This is a genomic window from Curtobacterium sp. 24E2 (genome assembly GCF_016925595.1).
Classification (GTDB): domain Bacteria; phylum Actinomycetota; class Actinomycetes; order Actinomycetales; family Microbacteriaceae; genus Curtobacterium.
On sequence record NZ_CP068987.1, the window covers coordinates 1,340,556 to 1,360,530 of the forward strand.

Sequence of the window (19,975 nt, forward strand, 5' to 3'; positions counted from 1 at the left end):
GCCACGTCCACCGCACGCGCCGCGCCCGACATGAGTGGTCGCGGTCCCGCGACCCGCCGCTCACGTCCGCCGAGGTTCCGATCCGGATGCTGTCAGACGCCGACATGCCGAGATCTCGGAACCTCCGGGGGACACACGCGGGCGTGCCGGGCGGGCCGGGCTTGCCGGGCGGGTCGTGGGCCCTACGACGTGGGCACCGACGCACTCAGGGCCTCGCGCACCGAGCGCCACGACGCCAGGCGGTCGCGGACCGCCTCGTGCCGCTCGGCGGCGAGTGCGTCGGCGTGTGCACGCTCGAGCACCTCGTCGATGACGATGCGCTGCCCGGTGCGGGTCGAGGCGATCGCCGCCTCGACCATCGCGAGGCTCATGACGTTGCCGTGCACCTCGCCGTCCGGGGTCTCGCCCGAGCGCACGGCGTGCACGAAGGACGTCAGCGCCCCGGCGATCTCGTGCCCCACGCTGGCGGCGGCCGACGGCGTGCCCGCGGCGCCGTCGAGGTCGCTGGACGGGGGTGGTCGCCGTCCCACAGCGCCGTGCCGGCGGCACCCGAGGCCCGCCAGTCGCCGTTCCACGAGGTCTCGGCCCCCGGCGCGCACCACGAGCCGTCGTACACGTACCGGACGTCGTCCTCGAAGGTGAAGACCGCTGCCGCCGCCGCGTCGCCGCGGTACCAGGACCACGACGGGTTCCACGACTCGCAGTACACCGACACCGGGTCGCGTTCGAGCACGTAACGGGCGGAGTCGAACGCGTGGATCGCCATGTCGAGCAGCAGGACGTCGTCCATCTGCTCGCGGAAGCCGCCGAAGTGCGGGGCCTTGGCGAACCGGGTGCCCAGGCCGCCGATCGCGCCCAGACCGCGCACGTGCTGGCGGAACGCGACGAGCTGGTCGTTGTAGCGCCGCGACTGCGACACCATGAACAGCTGTCCGGTGGCCTCGGCGGCCGCGGCGAGCGACAGCGCCTCGGCGACCGTCTGCGCTGCGGGCTTCTCGCCGAGCACGGGGAGACCGGCGTGCAGGGCCTGCAGCGTGACGGGGTGGTGCGCGACCGGGACGGTGATGTCGAGCACCGCCTGTGCGCCGGTCTCGGCGGCGAGCACGGTCAGGTCGGTGCCGACGGGGATGCTCGGGTCGCCGGCGTGTTCGGCACCGGCCCGGGCGGCGTCGAGGTCGAGGTCGACGATGCCGACCAGTTCGACGTCGGGGTCGGCTGCGACGGTGCCGAGCCAAGCCCGACCCATGCCCCCGGCGCCGACCTGCAGGACGCGGAGCGCGGTCACGCCTGCGCCCCGGCGTGGCCGTCGACGGGGGCGTCGCCGACGGCGGCGTCCTCGACAGGGGCGTCCTCGACGGGCGCGTCGTCGAATGGGCCGCGGTAGTGCTGCCCATCGAAGTACTCGCCCAGGTCGTAGCGGCGGAGCGTCGGGATCTCACGCTCGCGCTCCGGCCGCGCCCACTCGGTCGCGTTCGCGATCACGCGGCGGACGTCCTCGTGGTGGTACACGGGGAAGTCCTGGTCGCCGGGCGAGAAGTAGAAGATCTTCCCCAGGCCGCGGCGGTACGTCATGCCGCTCCGGAACACCTCGCCGCCGGTGAAGCCCGAGATGAAGACGAGCCTCGTCTGGGGTCGGGACGTCGAAGTACTCGCCGTACATCTCCTGCTCGGGGATGACGATCGGGTTCGGGACACCGCGGGTGATCGGGTGCTGCGGGTTGACGGTCCAGACGAGTTCCTGGTCGTGCTCGCTCCGCCAGCGCAGGGTGCACGTGGTGCCCATCAGCTTGCCGAAGATCTTCGACCAGTGGCCGGAGTGCAGGACGACCAGGCCCATGCCGGACAGGACGTGCTTGTGCACCCGGTCGACCACGGCGTCGTCGACGTCCTGGTGCGCCGCGTGCCCCCACCAGGTCAGGACGTCCGTCGCGGCCAGGACCTCGTCGGTCAGGCCGTGCTCGGGCTCCTGCATGGTCGCGGTCCGGACGACGGCCTCGGGCAGGTTCTCGCGGATGCCGTCGGCGATCGCGCCGTGCATGCCGTCGGGGTACCGCTCGGCGACGTGCTGCTCGACCTGCTCGTGGACGTTCTCGCCCCAGACGGTGATGCGCAGCGGGGTGGTGGTCATGGTGTGCCTTTCTGGCTGGGTTGCATGGTTGCGTCGGTCCGGGGCCGTCACTTGACGGCACCGCCGAGGGCACCAGCGGAGATGTACTTCTGCGCGAAGATCAGCAGGACGGCAGCGGGCAGGGACGCCAGCACCGAGGTCGCCATGACGGGCCCCCAGTCGGTGACGTTCGACCCGATGTAGTTGTAGATGCCGAGCGTGATCGGTCGGACCGCGGTGGTCGACGTCAGGGTCAGTGCGATGAGGAAGTCACCCCACGCGCCGAGGAACGTGAAGAGCGCCGCGGTGACGATGGCGTTCCGGCTGATCGGCACGACGATCGACACGAACGCCCGGAAGTCGCTGGCGCCGTCGACGAGTGCCGCCTCGACCAGGCTCGGCGGGATCGACTCCATGAACGCCCGCATGAGCAGGATGGCGAACGGCACCTGGACCGCGCTGTCGGCCAGGATCAGCCCGACGTAGCTGTTGAGCAGCCCGATGTTGTTGAACAGCGTGTACAGCGCGTTCGCGATGACGATCGCCGGGATCATCTGGGTGATGAGCAGCACGAGCAGGAACACCCGGCCGCCGCGCATCCGGAACCGGGCCAGCCCGTAGGCGGCCGGCGTCGCGATGGCCAGCGTCAGCAGGACGGTGCCGAGGCCGATGATCATGCTCGACAGGAAGTTCTGCCCCTGCTGGGCGAACGCCGCCTCGTACCCGGCGAAGGTGGGGAGAACGGGAACCACGTCGCCGTGGCGGCCCCGGACGTCGCCTGCAGGCTGGTGTTCACCATCCAGTAGACGGGGAACACCATGATCGCGAGGAACACGCACCCGAGGATCGTGAACGGGATGCCCTTGGCGGAACCGCGTGGGCGGGGTGCCCGGGTGGTCCGCTTCGTCGTGATCGCGCGGGTGGCGGTGACGGTCTGGTTCGCGAGTCCGACGCTCATTCGTCGACCGCCTTCCGGGAGATCGCGATGTAGACCATCGCGAAGACGAACGAGACGACGATGAGCACGTTGCTCACCGCGGCTCCGATGCCGAACTGGAAGTTGATGAACGACTGGTGGTACGCGTTCGTGGCGAGGGTCTGCGTCGAGTTCGCCGGCCCGCCGCCGGTCAGGCCGAGGATGATGTCCACGACCTTCAACGTGTAGACGACCCCGAGCACGACCACGACGCTGACCACCGACCGGATGCTCGGCCACGTGATGTACCAGAACGCCTTGAACCCGGTGGCGCCGTCGAGCGACCCGGCCTCGTAGAGCTCCGGCGGGACGGACTGCAGACCGCTGTAGAGGATGGTCGTGTTGAACGGGATGCCGAGCCACACGTTGACGCCGATGACGGCGATGAGCGCGAGGCTCGGGCTGACCAGCCACGGGACCGGCGCGATGCCCACCAGGCCGAGGAGCTGGTTGAGTGCCCCGCTGTCCTGGTCGAGCAGCCACTTCCACACCGCGCTCGAGGCGATGAGCGGCAGGAGCCACGGCAGGAGCAGCAGACCCCGCAGGAAGCCCGACAGCGGGAAGTGCCGACGGAAGAACAGCGCGAGGCTCAGCCCGATGACGAACTGCAGGATGATCGAGCCGGCCGTGAACAGGGCGGTGTTCACGAGGCTCGTCGTGAAGACCGAGCTCTGGAACACCGAGATGTAGTTGCCGAGCCCCACCCAGGGGGCTTCGCCGGTGAAGAAGGTCGCCGTCGTGTAGTCCTGGAAGGACATGATGATGTTCTTCACCACGGGGTAGCCGAAGAAGACGGCCACGAAGACCGCCGCTGGCACCACGAAGAGCCATCGGGTCACGCCGGAACGGAACCGGGCTCGTCGCTGCCCGGGTCGGGGGTCACCACGGGCGGGATCGTCCGTGGTCGTGTCTGTGTCGAGGCGCTCACGCCGGGGTCCTTTCCTGCACGCCGGAGGGAGCCGACCGGTCGGCCGGCTCCCCGTGGACTACTGCTCTTGCGACTGCGCCTGCTTGAGCGCTGCCTCGGGGCTGGCCTTGCCGGTGAGGGCGAGCTGGACGGCGGTGTAGATCTTCGTGGCGGCCTTGGGCCAGTCGGGTCCGAGCTCACCGGTGCGGGCGCGGGCGGTCTGCACCGTGGTGACGAAGGACGCGACCTGCGGGTGGTCCTTCGCCCAGGCGGCGCCGGCCTCGAGGTTGGTCGGCACGTTGCCGCTCACCTCGGACAGGGTCTTCTGCATCTTCTGCGAGTGGAGGCAGCCGACGAACTTGCCGGCGAGCTGCATCTTGTCCTTGTCGCCGGTCTGCGGGACGGTGAACGCCTCGCCGCCGAGCGGTGCGACCGTGGCCTCGCCGGTGCGCGTCGGGATCGGCACGCTGTCGAACTCCAGGCCCTTCTTCTCGTTGAGCGCCGGCAGCTGCCAGGGACCGTTGATCATCATCGCGGCCTTGCCGGCCAGGAACTGGTTGTTGACGTCCGCCTGGGCCCAGTTGATCGAGCTCTTCGACATCGAGCCGTCGTCCTGCAGGTCCTCGACGAGCTGCAGCGCCTGGGTGGCGTCCGCGGTGGCGATGTCCTTCTCGTCGCCGCCGTTCGACCAGAAGAACGGCAGGAACTGCCAGGTGCCCTCGTACGTGTTGATGTTGCTCATCGCGAAGCCGTAGGTCGAGCCCTTGGTGAGTGTCTTCGCGGCGGCCTTGAGCTCGTCCCACGTCTTGGGCGGCTGGACGCCGGCGTCCGCCAGGAGCTTCTTGTTGTAGTAGAGCGCGATGGAGTTCGTGTTCGACTGCAGGCCGTAGAGCTTGCCCTTGTAGGTGCTCGCCGCCTTCACGCCGGGGACGTCGCCGTCGGCGTCGAGCCCGTAGTCCGACAGGTCGGACAGCGCACCGGAGGAGGCGATCTGCTGGACGTCGGGGTTGTCGAGCATGAGGACGTCGGGCAGCGTCTTCGACGATGCCTGCTGCAGCACCTTCGCGATCAGGCCGGCGCCGGCGACGTGGTTGATCGTGACCGTCGCGCCGACGTCCTTCGCGCACTGCTTGTAGACCGGGTTGTAGTTCGCGTCGTAGTAGTCCTCGATCGTCAGGGCCTTGCTGCCGCCCGACGAGGCCGATCCGGAGCCGGAGCAGCCGGACAGGACCAGGGGGATCGTGGCGACGACGGCGACTGCGCCGACGAGGGCGCGCGTCCGGCGGGACATGGAGGGGAATCTTTGCTTCATTGCAGAGCTCTTCTCTTCACGGATGCTGGGGCAGGCACGCATCGACGAGGCCGCTGACGTCATCGTCGCTGTGCTCCTGGGGCGAGAAGCTAACAGATAAGCGCTTCACCTGTAAAGCGCTTTTCTGACTTCGTGCGCGCTAGGATCAGCGCCATGGCCACGATGCAGCAGGTCGCCGATCGGGCGGGGGTCTCGATCGCCACCGTGTCCTTCGTGGTGAACGGGACGAAGTACGTGACCCCCGGCACGACCGCGCGGGTGAAGACCGCGATGCGCGAGCTGAAGTTCCGCGGCAACGTCGTCGCCCGGGCCCTGGCGAGCCGGCGGACCCGGATCATCGCGCTGCTGTTCCCGACCACCGGCAACCGCTTCAGCCCGACGACCTCGCAGTTCTTCATGAGTGCGGCGGAACGGGCGTCCGAGCGGGGACACCACCTCGTGCTCTGGCCGGTGGACCCCGCTGGAGACGACCTCGACGACCTCGTCTCGGGTGGGCTCGTGGACGGCGTCATCCTGATGGAGGTGCGGATGGACGACCCCCGCGTCGCCGTCCTCACCGACCTCGGCGTGCCGTTCACCCTGATCGGCCGGACCCGCGACAGCAGCGGTCTGCCCTTCGTCGACATCGACTTCGAGACGACCATCGAGGACAGCCTCGACCACCTCGAGACGCTCGGGCACCGCCGCTTCGGACTCGTGCTCGAGGACCTCGAGGGCACCCCGATGGCCGGCTACGCCCCGCACCTGCGCGTCGAGGCGACCTTCCGGCGAGCGATCGCCGAGCGCGGGTTGGCCGGAACGGTCGTCACCGCCGGGCCGGGCAGCGACGGCGGACGCCAGGCCACGAGCGACCTCCTCGCGGCGGACCCCGACGTCACCGCGCTGCTCGTGATGAAGGACGACTCGTCCGCCGGCGTCCTCGTCGGCCTCTACACCGCCGGCCGGCGGGTCCCCGAGGACGTCTCCGTGCTCAGCATCGCGTCGTCCGAGGCGAACGCCGACCAGCACTACCCACGGCTGTCGACGATGGTCGCCCCGGGCCAGGAGCTCGGGATCCGGGCCGCTGACGCCCTCATCGAGCAGCTCGACGGCACGTCCGACGACCTGCCGCACTTCCTGCTGCCGTGCACGCTCCGCACCGCGGAGTCCACGGCCCCCGCGCCCGCCTGACCATCCCCGCCGGCGCCGCCCGCGAAAGCGACAGATCTCCGCGAACGGTTCGCGGCACACTGTCGCTCGCGCAGCACTGATGGGGGCGCCAGCGCGCGTTCTGTCGCTTTCGCGCCCATGTGTCGGCCGGGAGGCGCGGTGCGGCCCCGCCACGGGCCTCCAGGCCGCCGCCCCGCGGCTCACCCGCCCCACTCGCCGAAGCGACAGATTCCCGCGAACTGTCGGCGTGGAGCTGTCGCTTTCGCGACAACGACCCCCGCCCACCGGGCGCTCAGGGTCCGTTGGTTGTGTGGATGCACAGGTTCGCAGCACCACACGTCGAGGAGGACGGATGGCCATCGACCGCAGGATGTTCCTGCTCGGGGGAGCGGGGTGCTGCTCCTCGCGGGTTGCTCCACGCGCCCCGAGCGCACGCTGGTCCAGGACTGGCCCACCGACCCGCCGGAGGGCGAGGCGACGATCAGCTGGTGGGCGGGTCAGGTCGCCTCGAAGGACGGCGGTGACCTGCGGCGCCGGCTCATCGCCGAGTTCCGGAAGGAGCACCCGAACATCCGGGTGCGCATCGTGAGCGCCCCGAGCGACACGGACACGAACCGGACGAGCCTGACGACGCAGATCGCGGCCGGCAGCAGCACGCCGGACGTGTACCTCGGCGACGTCGCCTGGCCCGGGCAGTTCGCGAAGAACAAGCTCGCGACCCCCGTGAACCAGCTCGTGGGCGAGGACTTCTTCGACCAGTTCCCCGAGGGCCTGCGGCAGGCGGCGAGCGTCGACGGGACGTACTACATGTTCCCGCTCTACATCGACGAGTCGTTCTTCCTGTACCGGAAGGACCTGCTCGCGAAGCACTCCCTGCAGGTGCCGGGGTCGTGGGAGGAAGTGCGCGAGACGGCCGCGAAGCTCGTCGACACCGGTGACGTGTCGTACGGGTTCGCGTTCCAGGGCGACGTGTACGAGGGCCTCACCTGCAACGTCACCGAGTTCGTCGCGGACGCCGGCGGCTCGCTCCTCAACGACGACCTGACGAAGCCCGAGACCACCAGCTCGGAGACGAAGCGGGCGTTCGAGTTCATGCGGTCCCTGGTCACGGACGGCGCAAGCCCCGGGCCACGCTGACGTACCAGGAGCAGGACACGAACGACGCCTTCTCGGGCGGTCGGGCGGCGTTCCTGCGCAACTGGTCGTACGCGTGGGGCATCGCGAACGGGCCGGACAGCCGGGTCGCGGGCAAGGTCGGGCTCGCCGCCCGTCCCACGTTCGACGGGCAGGACGAGCACCACTCCACCATCGGTGGGTGGGGGAACTACATCAACCCGCACACGCAGCAGCCCGCGGCAGCACTGACGTTCGCGCGCTGGATGTCGAGCGAGACGGCGCAGCAGTTCCTGACCCGCGAGGGCGGCGTCCTGCCGGCCCGCAGCGCGTCGCTCGTCAGCGAGGACGCCAAGCGCCAGCAGCGTCCCACCTACGACACCGCGGCCGGTATCACGCTCGTGCCCCGTCCGACGTCGACGGCGTACTACCCGAAGGTCTCACAAGGCGTGTACCAGAACGGCAACAGCATCCTCGGCGGACAGGCGTCCGTCGACGGCGGCACGAGGACGATGGCCTCGGCCATCGCGCTCGCCCTGCAGGGGAGGCGCTGTGACCGCCGGCACGGCCACACGGTCGGGCACCAGGCCGGGAGGCACGGGCCGCCTCGACCCGCCGCCGCGCCTGAGCGGACGGTCGCGTCTCGACCGCATCCGCGCGCGGGGTGCGTGGGGCTTCGCGGCCCCGGCGCTCCTGGTCGTCGCGGCGGTGACGATCTTCCCGGTGGTCTACTCGATCGTCCTGAGCTTCGCGGACGTCGAGGTCGGCTACGAGGGGTTCACGATCCAGTCGTTCGGGCTCGGCAACTACGCGGCCCTGCTGCAGAGCGCCGACTGGTACCGGGCGCTCGGCTTCACGGTGTTGTACACGGTCGTGACGGTCTCGGTGGAGCTCGTGCTCGGCATGCTCGTCGCCCTGGTCCTCGAGCGGCTCGGGGCCACCCGCGGCTGGATGCTCGCGCTCATGCTCATCCCGTGGTCGCTCGTCACCATCGTCAACGCGCAGCTGTGGAAGTACATCTACGACAGCACCTACGGCGTCGCGACCTGGTTCTTCGGCCTGTTCGGGGACGCCCCGGTGATCCTCGGCGAACCGGTGCCCGCGATCACGGGCCTGATGGTCGCGGACATCTGGAAGACGACACCGTTCGTGGCGATCATCCTGCTCGCCGGGCTCGTGCAGATCTCCGAGGACCACTACGAGGCCGCGGAGCTCGACGGGGCCAGCACCTGGCAGACGTTCTGGCGGGTGGTCCTGCCGCAGCTCACCCCGACGCTGACGATCGCGGTGCTGTTCCGCATCCTGCAGGCGTTCGGCGTCTTCGACCTGCCGTTCGTGCTGACGAACGGCGGACCGGGCACCGCCACCCAGTCGCTCGCGATCATGGGCTACAAGGTCCTGTTCCAGGACATCAACATCGGCCCGGGCGCGGCGATCGCGACGTCCACCGCGATCATCGTCGCGGCCGGGTGTCTGCTGTTCCTCCGGGCGTTCCGGAACCAGGCGAAGGGAGGGGATGCCTGATGCCCCGTCAACGTGTGCGCAAGGGCTGGCGCAGGTGGGTCAACACCGTCAACGTCAGCGGCGTCGTCATCGCGGTGCTCACGGCGCTGCCGCTGTACTGGCTGGTGTCGACGTCGCTCAAGCCGGCGTCCGAGATCGGGCAGTCGCCGCCCACCGCGTTCCCGCAGTCGTTCACCCTCGACAACTTCGTGGTGGCCTTCCGCGACAACGCGCTCGGGCAGTACATGGTGAACAGCGTCATCGTCTCGGTGTCGACGACGGTGATCGTGCTCGCGCTGGCGTTCCTGGCGGGCTACGCGCTCGCCGGCCGGTGGATCAAGGGCCGCACGGCGATCATGACGTCGCTGCTCATGCTGTCGGTGTTCCCGGCGATCGCGGTGCTCACCCCGCTGTACCTGCTCGAGCGCAACCTCGGACTGCTCAACTCGTACCCGGGCCTGATCGTGCCGTACGTCGCGTTCAACCTGCCGTTCGCCATCTGGATCATGCGGAACTACCTGGTCGGGATCCCCTCGACGATCGAGGAAGCGTCCGAGATCGACGGGGCCGGGGCCTGGCGCACCGTGCTCAGCGTGATCCTGCCGATGGCGAAGCCGGGCCTGTTCACGGTCGGGGTGTTCACGTTCACGGCGTCGTGGAGCGAGTTCCTGATGGCGCTGACGTTCAACAGCGAGAACTCGTTCCGGACGATCCCGGTCGGCATCGCGCTGTTCGGCACGCAGTTCACGGTGCCCTTCGCGCAGATCTTCGCGGCGAGCGTCGCGGCGACGGTGCCGATCGTGATCCTGGTGCTCGTGTTCCGCCGCTCGATCGTGTCGGGCCTCACCTCCGGTGCCGTCAAGGGGTGACGCGTCCATTGATTCCTGAGGGATAGTCCGCCAGGATCGGAGCAGACGTCGATGGCGACGGCCGGGACCAACCACCCCGACCGTGGCCGCCACCGATCGGCGTCACGGATCAGGAGACTCGTCATGACTGACAGCACTGCGCCCCCGCGCGCCCGCACCCACGGCCGTCGCGCCGCGGACGACACCGCCCGCCGCACCCGGCGCCGCAACCGGGTGTTCGCACTCGCTGCCGGCGGGGTCCTCGTCATCGGTGGCGCGGGCTACACGCTCGCGTCCTGGACGGACACCGAGTGGGTGTTCGGCGGCGACGGCTCGGGCGGGCCGGGCGTCGGCACCTCCGGGTTCGAGGTCGAGCAGAACGTCACGGCACCGTTCGCCGCGGCTGGCTTCACCTCGGACGAGACGAACCCGGGCCAGGCGCTCCGGTTCACCGTCGACGCGCTCGCCCTGTCGCCGGGCACGGCGACCTACGCCCCGTCGCGCTCCGCACCACCGCCGACTCGATCGCCGGCGACCTGGTGCTCCGAGCAGCGGTCCCGGCGTCCGGGGTCACGGTCTCCGACGCCGACGACGTGCTGTGGAACGCCCTGCAGGTCCGGGTCGCCGCGATCACGGACACCACCGCCGTGTGCGACGCCACCGCGTTCGACGTGCCGTGGACGAGCGTCGCGTCCGGGCCGCTCGGCACGGCTGCCGCGACGATCGCGCGGCCCCTCGCCGCGGCCGGCGGGTCGACGCAGGTGTACTGCTTCGAGGTCTCGCTGCCGGCGTCGCCGACGCTGCCCGCCGGCACAACGGTCGACGCGCTCCAGGGGCGGACGGCCGCGCCCGCGTGGCAGTTCGCCGCCGAGTCCGACTGAGCGCGGCCGTGCGCGGCTCCACCGCGCCGACGTCCTCCGACGAGGGCGCGGCGCCGCCCCGTCGTCCCGCCGACCGCGTCCGATCCGTCGTCCTGACGGTCGCCGGCGCGATCGGACTCACGTGCCTGCTCGCCTGGGCCGCCGTGGCGTTCACCGGACTGTCGTTCGTCGTCGTCACCACCGGGTCGATGGCCCCGACGATCCCTGCGGGTGGGCTCGCCATCACGCACCGCGTCCCCGCGGCCGAGATCACCGACGGGGACGTCGTCACGGTCCCACGTGCGGGGTCGGCCCTGCCCGTCACCCACCGGGTGGTCGCGGTGGACCGGGTCCCGGGGGACACCGCGGCGCGGTCGCTGACCCTGCGGGGCGACGACAACGCATCCGACGATCGCGACCCGTACGTCGTCCGGCACGTCGGACTCGTGCTGGCGCACGCCCCCGGCCTGGGCTCGGTGCTCGTCGTGGTCACGAGTGCCCCGGCCCGTGGGCTGGCGGTCGCGCTCGTCGGCGTGCTCGTCGCGTGGGCGTTCTGGCCGGTCCGGCGGGAGGACTCGTGACCCGCGTCCTCGCCACCTCCGCGGCGGTCGCCGCGGTGCTCGTCGGTGCGACCGGGATCGGCACGACGGCGGTGGCGGTCGCCGCGACGGACTGGAGGCCCGTGGCCGAGACCGGCACGCCGGGCCGGCTGGTGCTGCACACCGGTCCCGAGCCCCTCGTGCTGCCCGGGGCGGGGCACGACGGCGACGTCACGTGGCAGGTGCGGACGAGCGTCGACGAACCCGGCCCCGTCACCCTCGACCTGCAGCTCACCGGGCGGGGCGGGCCGCCGGGCGGGACGGACGGCGTGCTCGTGTCGGTGGCGACGTGCGACCAGCCGTGGGGGGACCCGTCCGGAGCTCCCACGTGTGGCGGGCCGACGGCCGCCCTCGTCGACACGGTCCCCCTCGTCGACTGGGCGACCTCCGCGCCGTCGGTCCGTGTGCCCGACCCGGACGGCGACGGCTCGGCGTACCTGCTCGTCCGGCTGTCCCTCGGTGACGCCGCGACCACGGTGCCCCGGACCGCCGAGGTCGGCGTCGGCGTGACCGCCGGCGGCGGGGAACCCGTCGTGTCCGGACGCCCGGCGCACGGCAGCGGCGAACGCGACGGAGACGGCGCTGGCGTCGGCCCGGTCGTGCTCGCGATGACGGGTGGTGGGTTCGCGGGGCCGGTGCTCGTCGCGGTCGCGGCCCTGCTCACCGGCGTCGCCCTCCGGCTCCGACGCCCCAGGAGCCGGTCGTGAGCCGGCGTCCGCTGCACCTGCGCCGTGGCCGGATCGCGGTCGTCACCGGCATCGTCGTCGCAGCAGCCCTGGTCACGCCCACCGCCGTCCCGAGCACCGCGTCGTGGTCGGACCGCGAGTGGGCGCACGGGGCCGTGGGGACGTCGTCGTTCGACTGCGGCACCGACGCGGACTACACGTCGACGGCCTCGAGCCGGTTCCTGGGCGGGAGCATCGCCGGCATCGACCTCGACGACGTCGCCACCGTGCGCGGGGTCGACGTCGCGAAGACCGGCGCCGCACCGGCATCGGTCGAGCCGGCCACCGCGCCCGAGCTCGGCACCGGCGGCCGCCCGTTCACGCAGGCGTTCGGCAACCCGCTCGACGTCGGGCTGCTCGGCGACGTGGCGGGCATCGACCTCACCGGTCTCGGCCTCGGACTGCCGGCCGGTTCGGCCGGAGCGGTGAACCAGGTCGCGACGGCGTCGGGAACCGGAGAAGCCGTGGCGGCGTCGGGGCTCGTCGCGGACTCCGGTGGCGTGCTCGTCACACCGACGACCCCGTCCGGCGACCTGCCCGACCCGGCCTCGATCACGCTCGGCCGCGCACTACCGGGCATCGCGGACGTCACCGACGTCGGGCTCGACGTCGGGGCCGTCGGTGCGAGTGCGCAGCTCGCCGGGTGCGACGCCATCAGCGAGGACGTGTGGGGCGGGGTCGTCCAGCGCACGCTCGCGACGAACCTGCGGGCCGCAGTGCAGCAGGTCGCTGCCGACAGCGGGCCCGCCGGGCTCGAGCGCGACTACGGGATCGCGAGCCTCGACCTCCGCGTGGACAGCCCGCTCGTCGGCGCGCTCGTCACGGCGGTGAACGACACCGTGGTGCAGCTCGACGCCGCGGTCGACGCGCTCGGCGGGCAGGACGGGGTGCTCGCACGCACGATCGACCAGGGCGTGCTCGGAGTGCTCGGCGGGCTCACCGGCAGCCTCGGGCTCGGCACCATCGGTGGCACGGTCGAGATCACCGGGCCGGACCTGGCAGGCGCGGTCGCGCCGCTGCTCGCCGAACCCGTGCAGGACGCCGGCGGCACACTGTCGCTCGACCTGTCGGCCGGATCCGTCCGGGTCGACCTCGCGCACCTGCTCGGCGACGACGAGCACGGGCTCAACGACCTGCCGCCGAACCACGAGGTGGTGCTCGACGCCGTCACCCTCGGTGCGCTGGCCGACCGGCTCGGGCAGGTCGTGGACGCCTGGGCCGGGAAGATCACGACCGCCCTGACGACCGCGCTCGAGTCCCTGCACGTCCGGATCGCGCTCGCCGCCGACCTCAGCGCACCCCTGGTGCTCGGCATCCGCGTGAAGATCGCCACGCTGTCGATCGGCGTCGACACCGGGGTCGCGGCGCTCATGGCGGGCCAGACGAGAGCTGTCGGTCGGGGTCGCGCTGCTCGGACTCGACCTGGGCGGCCTGCTCGGCGTCGTGACCGGCCTCGCGACGTCGCTCGTGAACCCGTTGACCCAGGCGGTGGTGGGGACGCTCACGACCCGGTTGTTCGCGCTCGTCGGGACGCTCGGCACGACGCTGACGACGACGATCGGCGGCCCGGTCGTCCGTGCGCTCGGGACGGTCCTCGCGCGGCTGCCCGGGGTGCTCTCACTCCGGGTGAACGTGCAGCAGGACCTCGCCGCCGCCGCGACCCCTGCCGGCCGTGCGACGACCCGGCAGTACACGCAGACCGCACTCCGCCTGTCGATCGCGGACGCCCTGGTGCCCGGGGGACTGGCCCGCGTCGACCTGGCCAGCGCCGTGGTGGGGCCGAACTCCGTGCCGCTCCTCGATGCCGCCCGTGCCCGAGATAGGTAGCATCGTTACCTAGCTGCGCATGGCGGACAATCGCCGGAGCCGCACGCTGACCGCCCGTACCCTGCCCTCAGGGGCTCGGGGCGCCGAGGTCGACGGCCGCGATGATGCGGTCGACGATCCGGACGAACCGGACCCTGTCCCGTTCCGAGAAGGAGGCCAACAGCTCGTGCAGGTGCTTGTTCGTGCCGTCCATGGCGATCGAGTAGTCACGCCTGGCGGTCTCGGTCAGCTCGATGTGCCGACTCCGCCCGTCGGCCGGGTTCGGCACACGGCTGAGGTGTCCGCTCTGCTCGAGTCGGTCCACCATGCCGGTCACCGCCGGTCCGGTCAGGCCGAGGTGCTGCGCGAGGTCCTTCACACGGACGGTCCGGTCGGCCGCTTCGGCGCGGGACACGAACTGCAGCACGGTCAGGTCGCTGCCGGACACGTCGAGTTGCTCGCGCAGCCGCGCTCGCAGCGCGGACACCGCTGCTTCGAGTCGCGTCAGTGCCGCCACGAGGTCGAGATCGCTCACGGGAGCGCCCCTTTCGAACCGGTCGGGTCTGCGCCACCGTACGCCGTGCTCACCGGGTCAGCGTATCCACATAACGAGTCGCGCGGTCAGGTTCGGGTGTCCGGCACGGGGGCGATGCACCGTGACTGACACCTCCGAGGCCCCGCGCGCCGGTGGACGCGCGAGCGAGCCGGTCCGCTTCGAGGTGTCCGGCATCGATCCGCAGTCCGCGGCGCGTGACCTGGCCACGGTGCACGGTGCCGATCAGTGGTCCGCCCAGCAGACCGGCAGCGACTTCGTCTACCGCTACACCGCGGTCGGCGACACGGAGATCAGCATCCGTCGGTCCCAGATGCGCGGCGTGCTGCGCGGTGCGATGCCGATCAGCACCGACTACATCGTCGCGTGGATGACGAGCGGCAGCGCCCACCTCGACGTCGCCGGGCAGCGGGTGGACCTGCACCGGAACGTGCCGACGCTCCTGCCCTGCGACACCGCGTTCGTCTTCGCAGCCGAGGACCACGACCAGCGCCTGGTGCACCTCGACCGGGAGCTCGTGCACCGGATCGCCGGCGAACAGCTCGACCTGGGGGACCGGCCGCTCCGCTTCGACCACGCGCGCGAACCGGACAAGGCGATGTACGGCCGGTGGCAGGGTGCCCTCGCCGCGCTGTCCCGCGCGCTCCGTGTGGGCGGTCCGGACTCGGAGACCTGGACCGAGGCGAAGTCGCTCGCGATCGCCGCGTTCCTCGAGACCTTCCCGCCGCAGCTCGACGACCTGCCGGCGGAACTGGCCCTGCCGCGGAACGCCCGGCTGCGCGCCGCCGTCGAGTACGTCCACGCGCATGCGTCCGAGACCGTGACCATCGCCGACCTCGCCGCGGTGGCCGGCCTGAGCGTGCGGTCGGTGCAGGAGTCGTTCCGTCGGGTGTTCGACGTGTCCCCGCTCACCTACCTGCGGGACGTCCGTCTGGACCGCGTGCGCAGCGAACTCCTCGCACTCGACCCGCAGGTCGGAGCGATCGGGGACGTCGCCCGACGCTGGGGGTTCGCGCACCTCGGCCGGTTCTCGGCGTCGTACGCGGCACGGTTCGGCGAGTACCCGAAGCAGACCCTGCGCCGCTGATCAGCGATCAGGCGCGCGGCGCGGCGCGGGGCCGGTGCTGGAACGCACCCGCAGCGTGGTCGACAGGCGGACGTGGTCCGACGCGGCCTCGCCACGGAGCATCGTCAACAGCATCTCGACCGCGCGGGACCCGAGTTCGGCAAGCGGCTGCGAGACGGTGGTGAGGGGTGGTGTCGTGATCGACGCCTGGGGGACGTCGTCGAACCCGACGACGGACAGGTCCTCCGGCACCCGCAGGCCGAGCTCCGCCGCGGCCCGCAGCACACCGACGGCCGACGAGTCGTTCGCGGCGAACACCGCGGTCGGTCGCTCGTCCATCGTGAGCAGGTCCCGCGCCACGGCCGCGGACTGCTCCTCTTGGTAGTCGCCGTCGCGGACGAGCCGCTCGTCGATCGGGAGTCCGGCAGCGGTCAGTGCGGAGCGGTACCCGGCCTCGCGCAGCTGGGCGGACGCCAGGTCGACGCGGCCGCGCAGGTGCGCGATCCGGGTGTGCCCGAGCCTGAGCAGGTGCTCGACGGCCTGGACGGCCCCGCCCTCGTTGTCGGCGTCGACCGTCGCGTGGCCCTCGGGTCCGGTGTGCGGGTCGATCGCGACGACCGGGATCGACGAGCTCGACAGGGCCGTGGTCGGGGTGACGACGATGGCGCCGTCGATGAGGGTGCCGGACAGGCGTGACAGTGACCGGCGTTCCCAGCCCGGACGGTCGGCGCCGGTCATCAGGCCGGCGTAGGCGAGCAGCTCGTAGCCGGTGCCGGTCGTCGCACTCGAGATGCCGCGCAGGAGCTCGGTCGAGAACGGCTCGAACTCGGGCACCAGGATGCCGACGACCCCGGTGCGGGAGCTCCGCAGGCTGCGGGCGACCAGGGACGTCTCGTAGCCGAGGTCCGCGACGACCTGCTGCACGCGGATCATCGTGGCCGCGGCGACGCCGTCGCGCTGGTTGATGACCTTCGACACGGTGGGGATCGAGACCCCCGCGACCCGTGCGACGTCGCCGATCGTCACCCGGCCGGCACCGGGACGCGCGCCGAGTGCCGAGTCCATGTGCTCACCGTACCGCTGATGCGGCGTCGAAACGGCGTAGAAAACGTTATCGATATCGATTGACAAGCGGCAGGAGCACCTGGCACGCTCTCCGCAGCGGCAGTGGATGTCGCTGCATGTCAACGACGACACGAGGAGTTCCACGATGACGAGGAAGATCCGTGCCGCGGCAGCCATCGCGCTGATCGGGGCGACAGCACTGGTGGCCACGGGCTGCTCGGCAGGCGGCAACGCGGCCGACGACGGCAACGGGAAGGTCACGATGACCTTCTGGCACAACTCCACCACCGGACCGGGCAAGGCCTACTGGGCCTCGACGGTCAAGGCGTTCGAGGCGAAGTACCCGAACGTCACCATCACGACCCAGGCGATTCAGAACGAGGACCTGGACGGCAAGCTGCAGACCGCGCTCAACTCGGGCGACGGGCCGGACGTCTTCCTGCAGCGCGGCGGCGGCAAGATGGACGCGATGATCGCCGCCGGGCAGCTCATGGACATCTCCGACTCCATCAGCGCCGACGCGAAGAAGTCGATCAGCGCCGGGACCTTCGCGGGCTACGAGAAGGACGGCGCCACCTACGCCATGCCGGGCGCCGTGCTCCCCGAGGGCATCTGGTACTCGAAGGACCTGTTCCAGAAGGCCGGCATCGACGGCACCCCGACCACGATGGACGAGCTGAACGACGACATCGCGAAGCTCAAGGCCGCCGACATCGACCCCGTCGCCGTCGGCGCGAAGGACGCCTGGCCCGCCGCCCACTGGTACTACAACTTCGCGCTGCGCGAGTGCAGCCAGAAGACGCTCGAGGGCGCGGCGAAGTCGCTCGAGTTCGACAACGCCTGCTGGACGAAGGCCGGCGAGCAGCTCGAGGACTTCAACGCCACCGAGCCGTTCAACAACGGCTTCCTGACCACCGCCGCGCAGCAGGGTGCCGGCAGTTCCGCCGGTCTGCTCGCCAACCACAAGGCCGCCATGGAGCTCATGGGGGCGTGGGACCCGGGCGTGATCAGCTCGCTCACCCCGGACGGCAAGCCGCTGGCCGACCTCGGCTGGTTCCCGTTCCCGACCATCGACGGTGGCAAGGGTGACCCGAAGTCGATGATGGGCGGCGTCGACGGCAACTCCTGCTCGGCGAAGGCCCCGAAGAAGGCCTGCACGGACTTCCTCAACTTCATCGTGCAGAAGGACAACCAGGAGGCCTACTACACGGCGTTCCAGGCCATCCCGGTCAACCAGGAGGCCCAGTCGGTCGTCGACGCGGACTACCTGAAGTCGGCCCTCGCCGCCTACCAGGAGGCCCCGTTCGTCTCGCAGTACCTGGACACCCTGTACGGCCAGAACGTCGGCAACGCGCTGAACACCAGCGTCGTCGACCTGCTCGCCGGCAAGGGCAGCGCGAAGGACATCGTGGACACCACCAACCAGGCTGCGGCCAAGGGCTGACCATGACCCTCGACACCTCGCTCGGCACGACCCCGACCACCGGGTCGGACACGGCCGCGGGGACGTCCCCGGCGGGGAGCGGTACGCCGCTCCCCGCCGGACGGCGGTCCACGCGTCGCATCGCGGACTGGCGGAAGCGCGTCGAGATCGCGGTGCTCGCCGGCCCCGCGGTCATCGTCTTCGTCACCTTCGTGATCCTGCCCGTGGTGCTGGCCGCCTACTACGGGTTCTTCAAGTGGCAGGGCTACGGCCCACCCACCGACTTCGTGGGGCTGCAGAACTACCTGATCATCTTCCAGGACAAGGCGTTCCACGCGGTCCTGATGCACAACGGCTTCATCGTCGTGCTGTCCCTCGTGCTGCAGGGGCCGATCGCCATCGTGCTCGCGCTGCTGCTCAACCAGAAGATGCACGGCCGCGGGCTCGTCCGCGTGCTCGTGTTCGTGCCGTACGTCATCTCCGAGGTGATCGTCGGCACCGGCTGGAGCCTGATGCTCCAGTCGAACGGCGCGGTGAACGACCTGCTCCAGGGCATGGGCCTCGGCGGGCTGCGGGCCGACTGGTTGTCCAACCCGGACATCGCCATCTGGACCCTGCTCGTGATCATCTCGTGGAAGTACATCGGCTTCGCGGTGATCCTGTTCCTGGCCGGCCTGCAGAGCATCCCCGAGGAGCTGTTCGAGGCGGCGGCCATCGACGGCGCCGGCTACTGGCAGATCCAGCGGCGGATCACCCTGCCGCTGCTCGGCCCCACCATCCGGATCTGGGCGTTCCTGTCGATCATCGGCTCACTGCAGCTGTTCGACCTCGTCTACATCATCTGGGGGCAGTACATCTCGTCGACCGCAGGCACCTCGACGATGGCGACGTACATGGTCGCCAACGGCCGCACGTCCGGCAACTTCGGCTTCGGCAGCGCCGTCGCCGTGGTCATGTTCGTGATCTCGCTCGCCGTCGCCCTGATCTACCAGCGCTTCGTGCTCCGCCGCGACACCGCGGGTGCACTCACCGAGAGGAAGAACTGATGGCCACCACGAGCATCGTCGCCCCCGGCCGGCGGGCCACGCGGGAGCGGCGGTCCAGCGCGGCCATCGGTCGCGCGAACCCGCTCACCTACCTGGTGGCGATCCTGTTCGTCGCCGCCAACCTCGCCCCGGTGCTGTACATCGTGCTGGGCGGCTTCCGGACGAACTCGCAGATCACCACGAGCCCGGCCGGGCTGCCCGCGCCGTTCGAGCTCGGCAACTACGGGTCCGTCCTGTCCAGCGGCATCTTCTGGCAGCAGCTCGCGAACTCGACGATCAGCGCCGTGACCACCACCGCGGGCGTCGTCGTGCTCGGCCTGATGGTGAGCTTCGTGCTCGCCCGCTACCGGTTCGCCGGCCGCGGTGCGCTGTACGCCCTGTTCGCCGCCGGTCTGATGTTCCCGATCACCGTCGCGATCACGCCGCTGTACCTGCTCGTGAAGGACCTGGGGCTGACGAACAGCCTGGCCGGCGTGATCCTGCCGCAGATCGCCTTCGCCCTGCCGACCACGGTCATCATCCTGGTGCCGTTCCTGCGGGCGATCCCGGACGAGCTCGAAGAGGCAGCGTCGATCGACGGCGCAAGCCGCCTCGGGTTCTTCTTCCGCATGGTCGTGCCGCTGTCGCTGCCGGGTGTCGTCACGGTCGGCATCCTGGCATTCATCGCGAGCTGGAACAGCTACATCCTGCCGCTGTTCATCCTGAACAACGAGGGCAGCTACACACTGCCGCTCGGCGTGCAGGCGTTCTCGTCGCAGTACTCGGTCGACACGGCCAAGGTGCTGGCGTTCACGTCGATGTCGATGATCCCGGCACTGGTGTTCTTCACCATCTTCCAGCGCCGCATCGTCGGCGGCCTGACCGGGGCGGTGAAGGGGTGACGACGACGGACGCGACCCGGGACACCGGACGCCAGC

Annotated in this window: 21 protein-coding genes and 2 pseudogenes; 13 read left to right on the plus strand and 10 right to left on the minus strand. The window is 70.8% G+C overall.

Annotation, left to right across the window (positions count from 1 at the left end):
* Positions 1 to 182: 182 nt before the first annotated feature.
* The 7 genes and pseudogenes from JN350_RS20680 to JN350_RS06775 all read right to left on the minus strand — a co-directional run bounded on the left by JN350_RS20680 (position 183) and on the right by JN350_RS06775 (position 5,281).
* On the minus strand, positions 183 to 461 hold the full coding sequence (locus tag JN350_RS20680) for a hypothetical protein (protein WP_461964084.1): 279 nt from the start codon (positions 459 to 461) through the stop codon (positions 183 to 185).
* Positions 434 to 1,285 carry a Gfo/Idh/MocA family protein gene (locus tag JN350_RS06755; RefSeq protein ID WP_461964087.1) on the minus strand — a complete coding sequence of 284 codons (852 nt, stop codon included), beginning with the start codon at positions 1,283 to 1,285 and terminating at the stop codon, positions 434 to 436. Before JN350_RS06755 ends, JN350_RS20680 begins: the two co-directional genes overlap by 28 nt.
* Positions 1,282 to 2,128: pseudogene (locus JN350_RS06760) on the minus strand (ThuA domain-containing protein). The gene JN350_RS06755 and the pseudogene JN350_RS06760 overlap by 4 nt, the downstream one beginning before the upstream one ends.
* A 47-nt stretch (positions 2,129 to 2,175) precedes the next feature.
* A complete protein-coding gene (locus JN350_RS06765; RefSeq protein WP_461964090.1) occupies positions 2,176 to 2,859 on the minus strand; it encodes a carbohydrate ABC transporter permease in 684 nt (227 codons plus the stop codon).
* A complete protein-coding gene (locus JN350_RS20685; RefSeq protein ID WP_461964093.1) occupies positions 2,781 to 3,065 on the minus strand; it encodes a hypothetical protein in 285 nt (94 codons plus the stop codon). Before JN350_RS20685 ends, JN350_RS06765 begins: the two co-directional genes overlap by 79 nt.
* Complete coding sequence (locus JN350_RS06770) at positions 3,062 to 3,922, minus strand: carbohydrate ABC transporter permease (protein WP_111084886.1); 861 nt, start codon at positions 3,920 to 3,922, stop codon at positions 3,062 to 3,064. The genes JN350_RS20685 and JN350_RS06770 overlap by 4 nt, the downstream gene beginning before the upstream one ends.
* A 147-nt stretch (positions 3,923 to 4,069) precedes the next feature.
* Entirely contained in the window at positions 4,070 to 5,281 is a 1,212-nt protein-coding gene (locus tag JN350_RS06775) for a sugar ABC transporter substrate-binding protein (protein WP_205464016.1), read from the minus strand.
* Positions 5,282 to 5,455: 174 nt separating this feature from the next.
* On the opposite strand from JN350_RS06775, the gene JN350_RS06780 reads away from it, so the two are divergent.
* The 5 genes and pseudogenes from JN350_RS06780 to JN350_RS06800 all read left to right on the plus strand — a co-directional run bounded on the left by JN350_RS06780 (position 5,456) and on the right by JN350_RS06800 (position 9,936).
* Positions 5,456 to 6,472: a LacI family DNA-binding transcriptional regulator gene (locus JN350_RS06780; RefSeq protein WP_205464017.1), complete on the plus strand. Its 1,017-nt coding sequence runs from the start codon at positions 5,456 to 5,458 to the stop codon at positions 6,470 to 6,472.
* A gap of 372 nt (positions 6,473 to 6,844) precedes the next feature.
* Positions 6,845 to 7,588, plus strand: coding sequence for an extracellular solute-binding protein (locus JN350_RS06785; protein WP_205464018.1), 744 nt, complete (start codon positions 6,845 to 6,847; stop codon positions 7,586 to 7,588).
* Positions 7,585 to 7,794 (plus strand): annotated as a pseudogene (locus JN350_RS20690) (hypothetical protein); the annotation flags it as partial. The gene JN350_RS06785 and the pseudogene JN350_RS20690, both read left to right, overlap by 4 nt.
* A 322-nt stretch (positions 7,795 to 8,116) precedes the next feature.
* Positions 8,117 to 9,088 carry a carbohydrate ABC transporter permease gene (locus tag JN350_RS06795; protein WP_205464019.1) on the plus strand — a complete coding sequence of 324 codons (972 nt, stop codon included), beginning with the start codon at positions 8,117 to 8,119 and terminating at the stop codon, positions 9,086 to 9,088.
* Entirely contained in the window at positions 9,088 to 9,936 is an 849-nt protein-coding gene (locus tag JN350_RS06800) for a carbohydrate ABC transporter permease (protein ID WP_228510603.1), read from the plus strand. Before JN350_RS06795 ends, JN350_RS06800 begins: the two co-directional genes overlap by 1 nt.
* 260 nt (positions 9,937 to 10,196) lie before the next feature.
* Here the strand turns inward: JN350_RS06800 and JN350_RS19105 are convergent, their stop codons facing one another.
* Positions 10,197 to 10,397: a hypothetical protein gene (locus JN350_RS19105; RefSeq protein WP_240347595.1), complete on the minus strand. Its 201-nt coding sequence runs from the start codon at positions 10,395 to 10,397 to the stop codon at positions 10,197 to 10,199.
* Between the two features lie 57 nt (positions 10,398 to 10,454).
* On the opposite strand from JN350_RS19105, the gene JN350_RS19110 reads away from it, so the two are divergent.
* The 4 genes from JN350_RS19110 to JN350_RS06820 are packed head-to-tail and all read left to right on the plus strand — an operon-like array spanning position 10,455 to position 13,922.
* On the plus strand, positions 10,455 to 10,796 hold the full coding sequence (locus JN350_RS19110) for a hypothetical protein (protein ID WP_240347596.1): 342 nt from the start codon (positions 10,455 to 10,457) through the stop codon (positions 10,794 to 10,796).
* Positions 10,797 to 10,804: 8 nt separating this feature from the next.
* Positions 10,805 to 11,356 carry a signal peptidase I gene (locus JN350_RS06810; RefSeq protein WP_205464020.1) on the plus strand — a complete coding sequence of 184 codons (552 nt, stop codon included), beginning with the start codon at positions 10,805 to 10,807 and terminating at the stop codon, positions 11,354 to 11,356.
* A complete protein-coding gene (locus JN350_RS06815; protein ID WP_205464021.1) occupies positions 11,353 to 12,081 on the plus strand; it encodes a hypothetical protein in 729 nt (242 codons plus the stop codon). The genes JN350_RS06810 and JN350_RS06815 overlap by 4 nt, the downstream gene beginning before the upstream one ends.
* Positions 12,078 to 13,922, plus strand: a complete 1,845-nt coding sequence (locus JN350_RS06820) for a choice-of-anchor G family protein (protein WP_205464022.1) — start codon at positions 12,078 to 12,080, stop codon at positions 13,920 to 13,922. Before JN350_RS06815 ends, JN350_RS06820 begins: the two co-directional genes overlap by 4 nt.
* Before the next feature lie 71 nt (positions 13,923 to 13,993).
* On the opposite strand, the gene JN350_RS06825 is transcribed toward JN350_RS06820, so the two are convergent.
* The gene (locus tag JN350_RS06825) at positions 13,994 to 14,440 is read right to left on the minus strand and encodes a MarR family winged helix-turn-helix transcriptional regulator (RefSeq protein WP_194648820.1); all 447 of its coding nucleotides are present in this window, start codon (positions 14,438 to 14,440) and stop codon (positions 13,994 to 13,996) included.
* A gap of 121 nt (positions 14,441 to 14,561) precedes the next feature.
* Here JN350_RS06825 and JN350_RS06830 point away from each other — a divergent pair, with 121 nt between their 5' ends.
* Positions 14,562 to 15,545: an AraC family transcriptional regulator gene (locus tag JN350_RS06830; protein ID WP_205464023.1), complete on the plus strand. Its 984-nt coding sequence runs from the start codon at positions 14,562 to 14,564 to the stop codon at positions 15,543 to 15,545.
* On the opposite strand, the gene JN350_RS06835 is transcribed toward JN350_RS06830, so the two are convergent.
* Complete coding sequence (locus tag JN350_RS06835) at positions 15,546 to 16,589, minus strand: LacI family DNA-binding transcriptional regulator (RefSeq protein ID WP_205464024.1); 1,044 nt, start codon at positions 16,587 to 16,589, stop codon at positions 15,546 to 15,548.
* 145 nt (positions 16,590 to 16,734) lie between these two features.
* Here JN350_RS06835 and JN350_RS06840 point away from each other — a divergent pair, with 145 nt between their 5' ends.
* Genes JN350_RS06840 through JN350_RS06850 form a run of 3 tightly spaced genes read left to right on the plus strand, consistent with a single transcriptional unit; the run spans position 16,735 to position 19,939 of the window.
* Positions 16,735 to 18,033: an ABC transporter substrate-binding protein gene (locus JN350_RS06840; protein ID WP_205464025.1), complete on the plus strand. Its 1,299-nt coding sequence runs from the start codon at positions 16,735 to 16,737 to the stop codon at positions 18,031 to 18,033.
* Between the two features lie 2 nt (positions 18,034 to 18,035).
* Entirely contained in the window at positions 18,036 to 19,058 is a 1,023-nt protein-coding gene (locus tag JN350_RS06845) for a carbohydrate ABC transporter permease (protein WP_123313216.1), read from the plus strand.
* Complete coding sequence (locus JN350_RS06850) at positions 19,058 to 19,939, plus strand: carbohydrate ABC transporter permease (RefSeq protein ID WP_123313217.1); 882 nt, start codon at positions 19,058 to 19,060, stop codon at positions 19,937 to 19,939. Before JN350_RS06845 ends, JN350_RS06850 begins: the two co-directional genes overlap by 1 nt.
* Positions 19,940 to 19,975 lie beyond the last annotated feature (36 nt).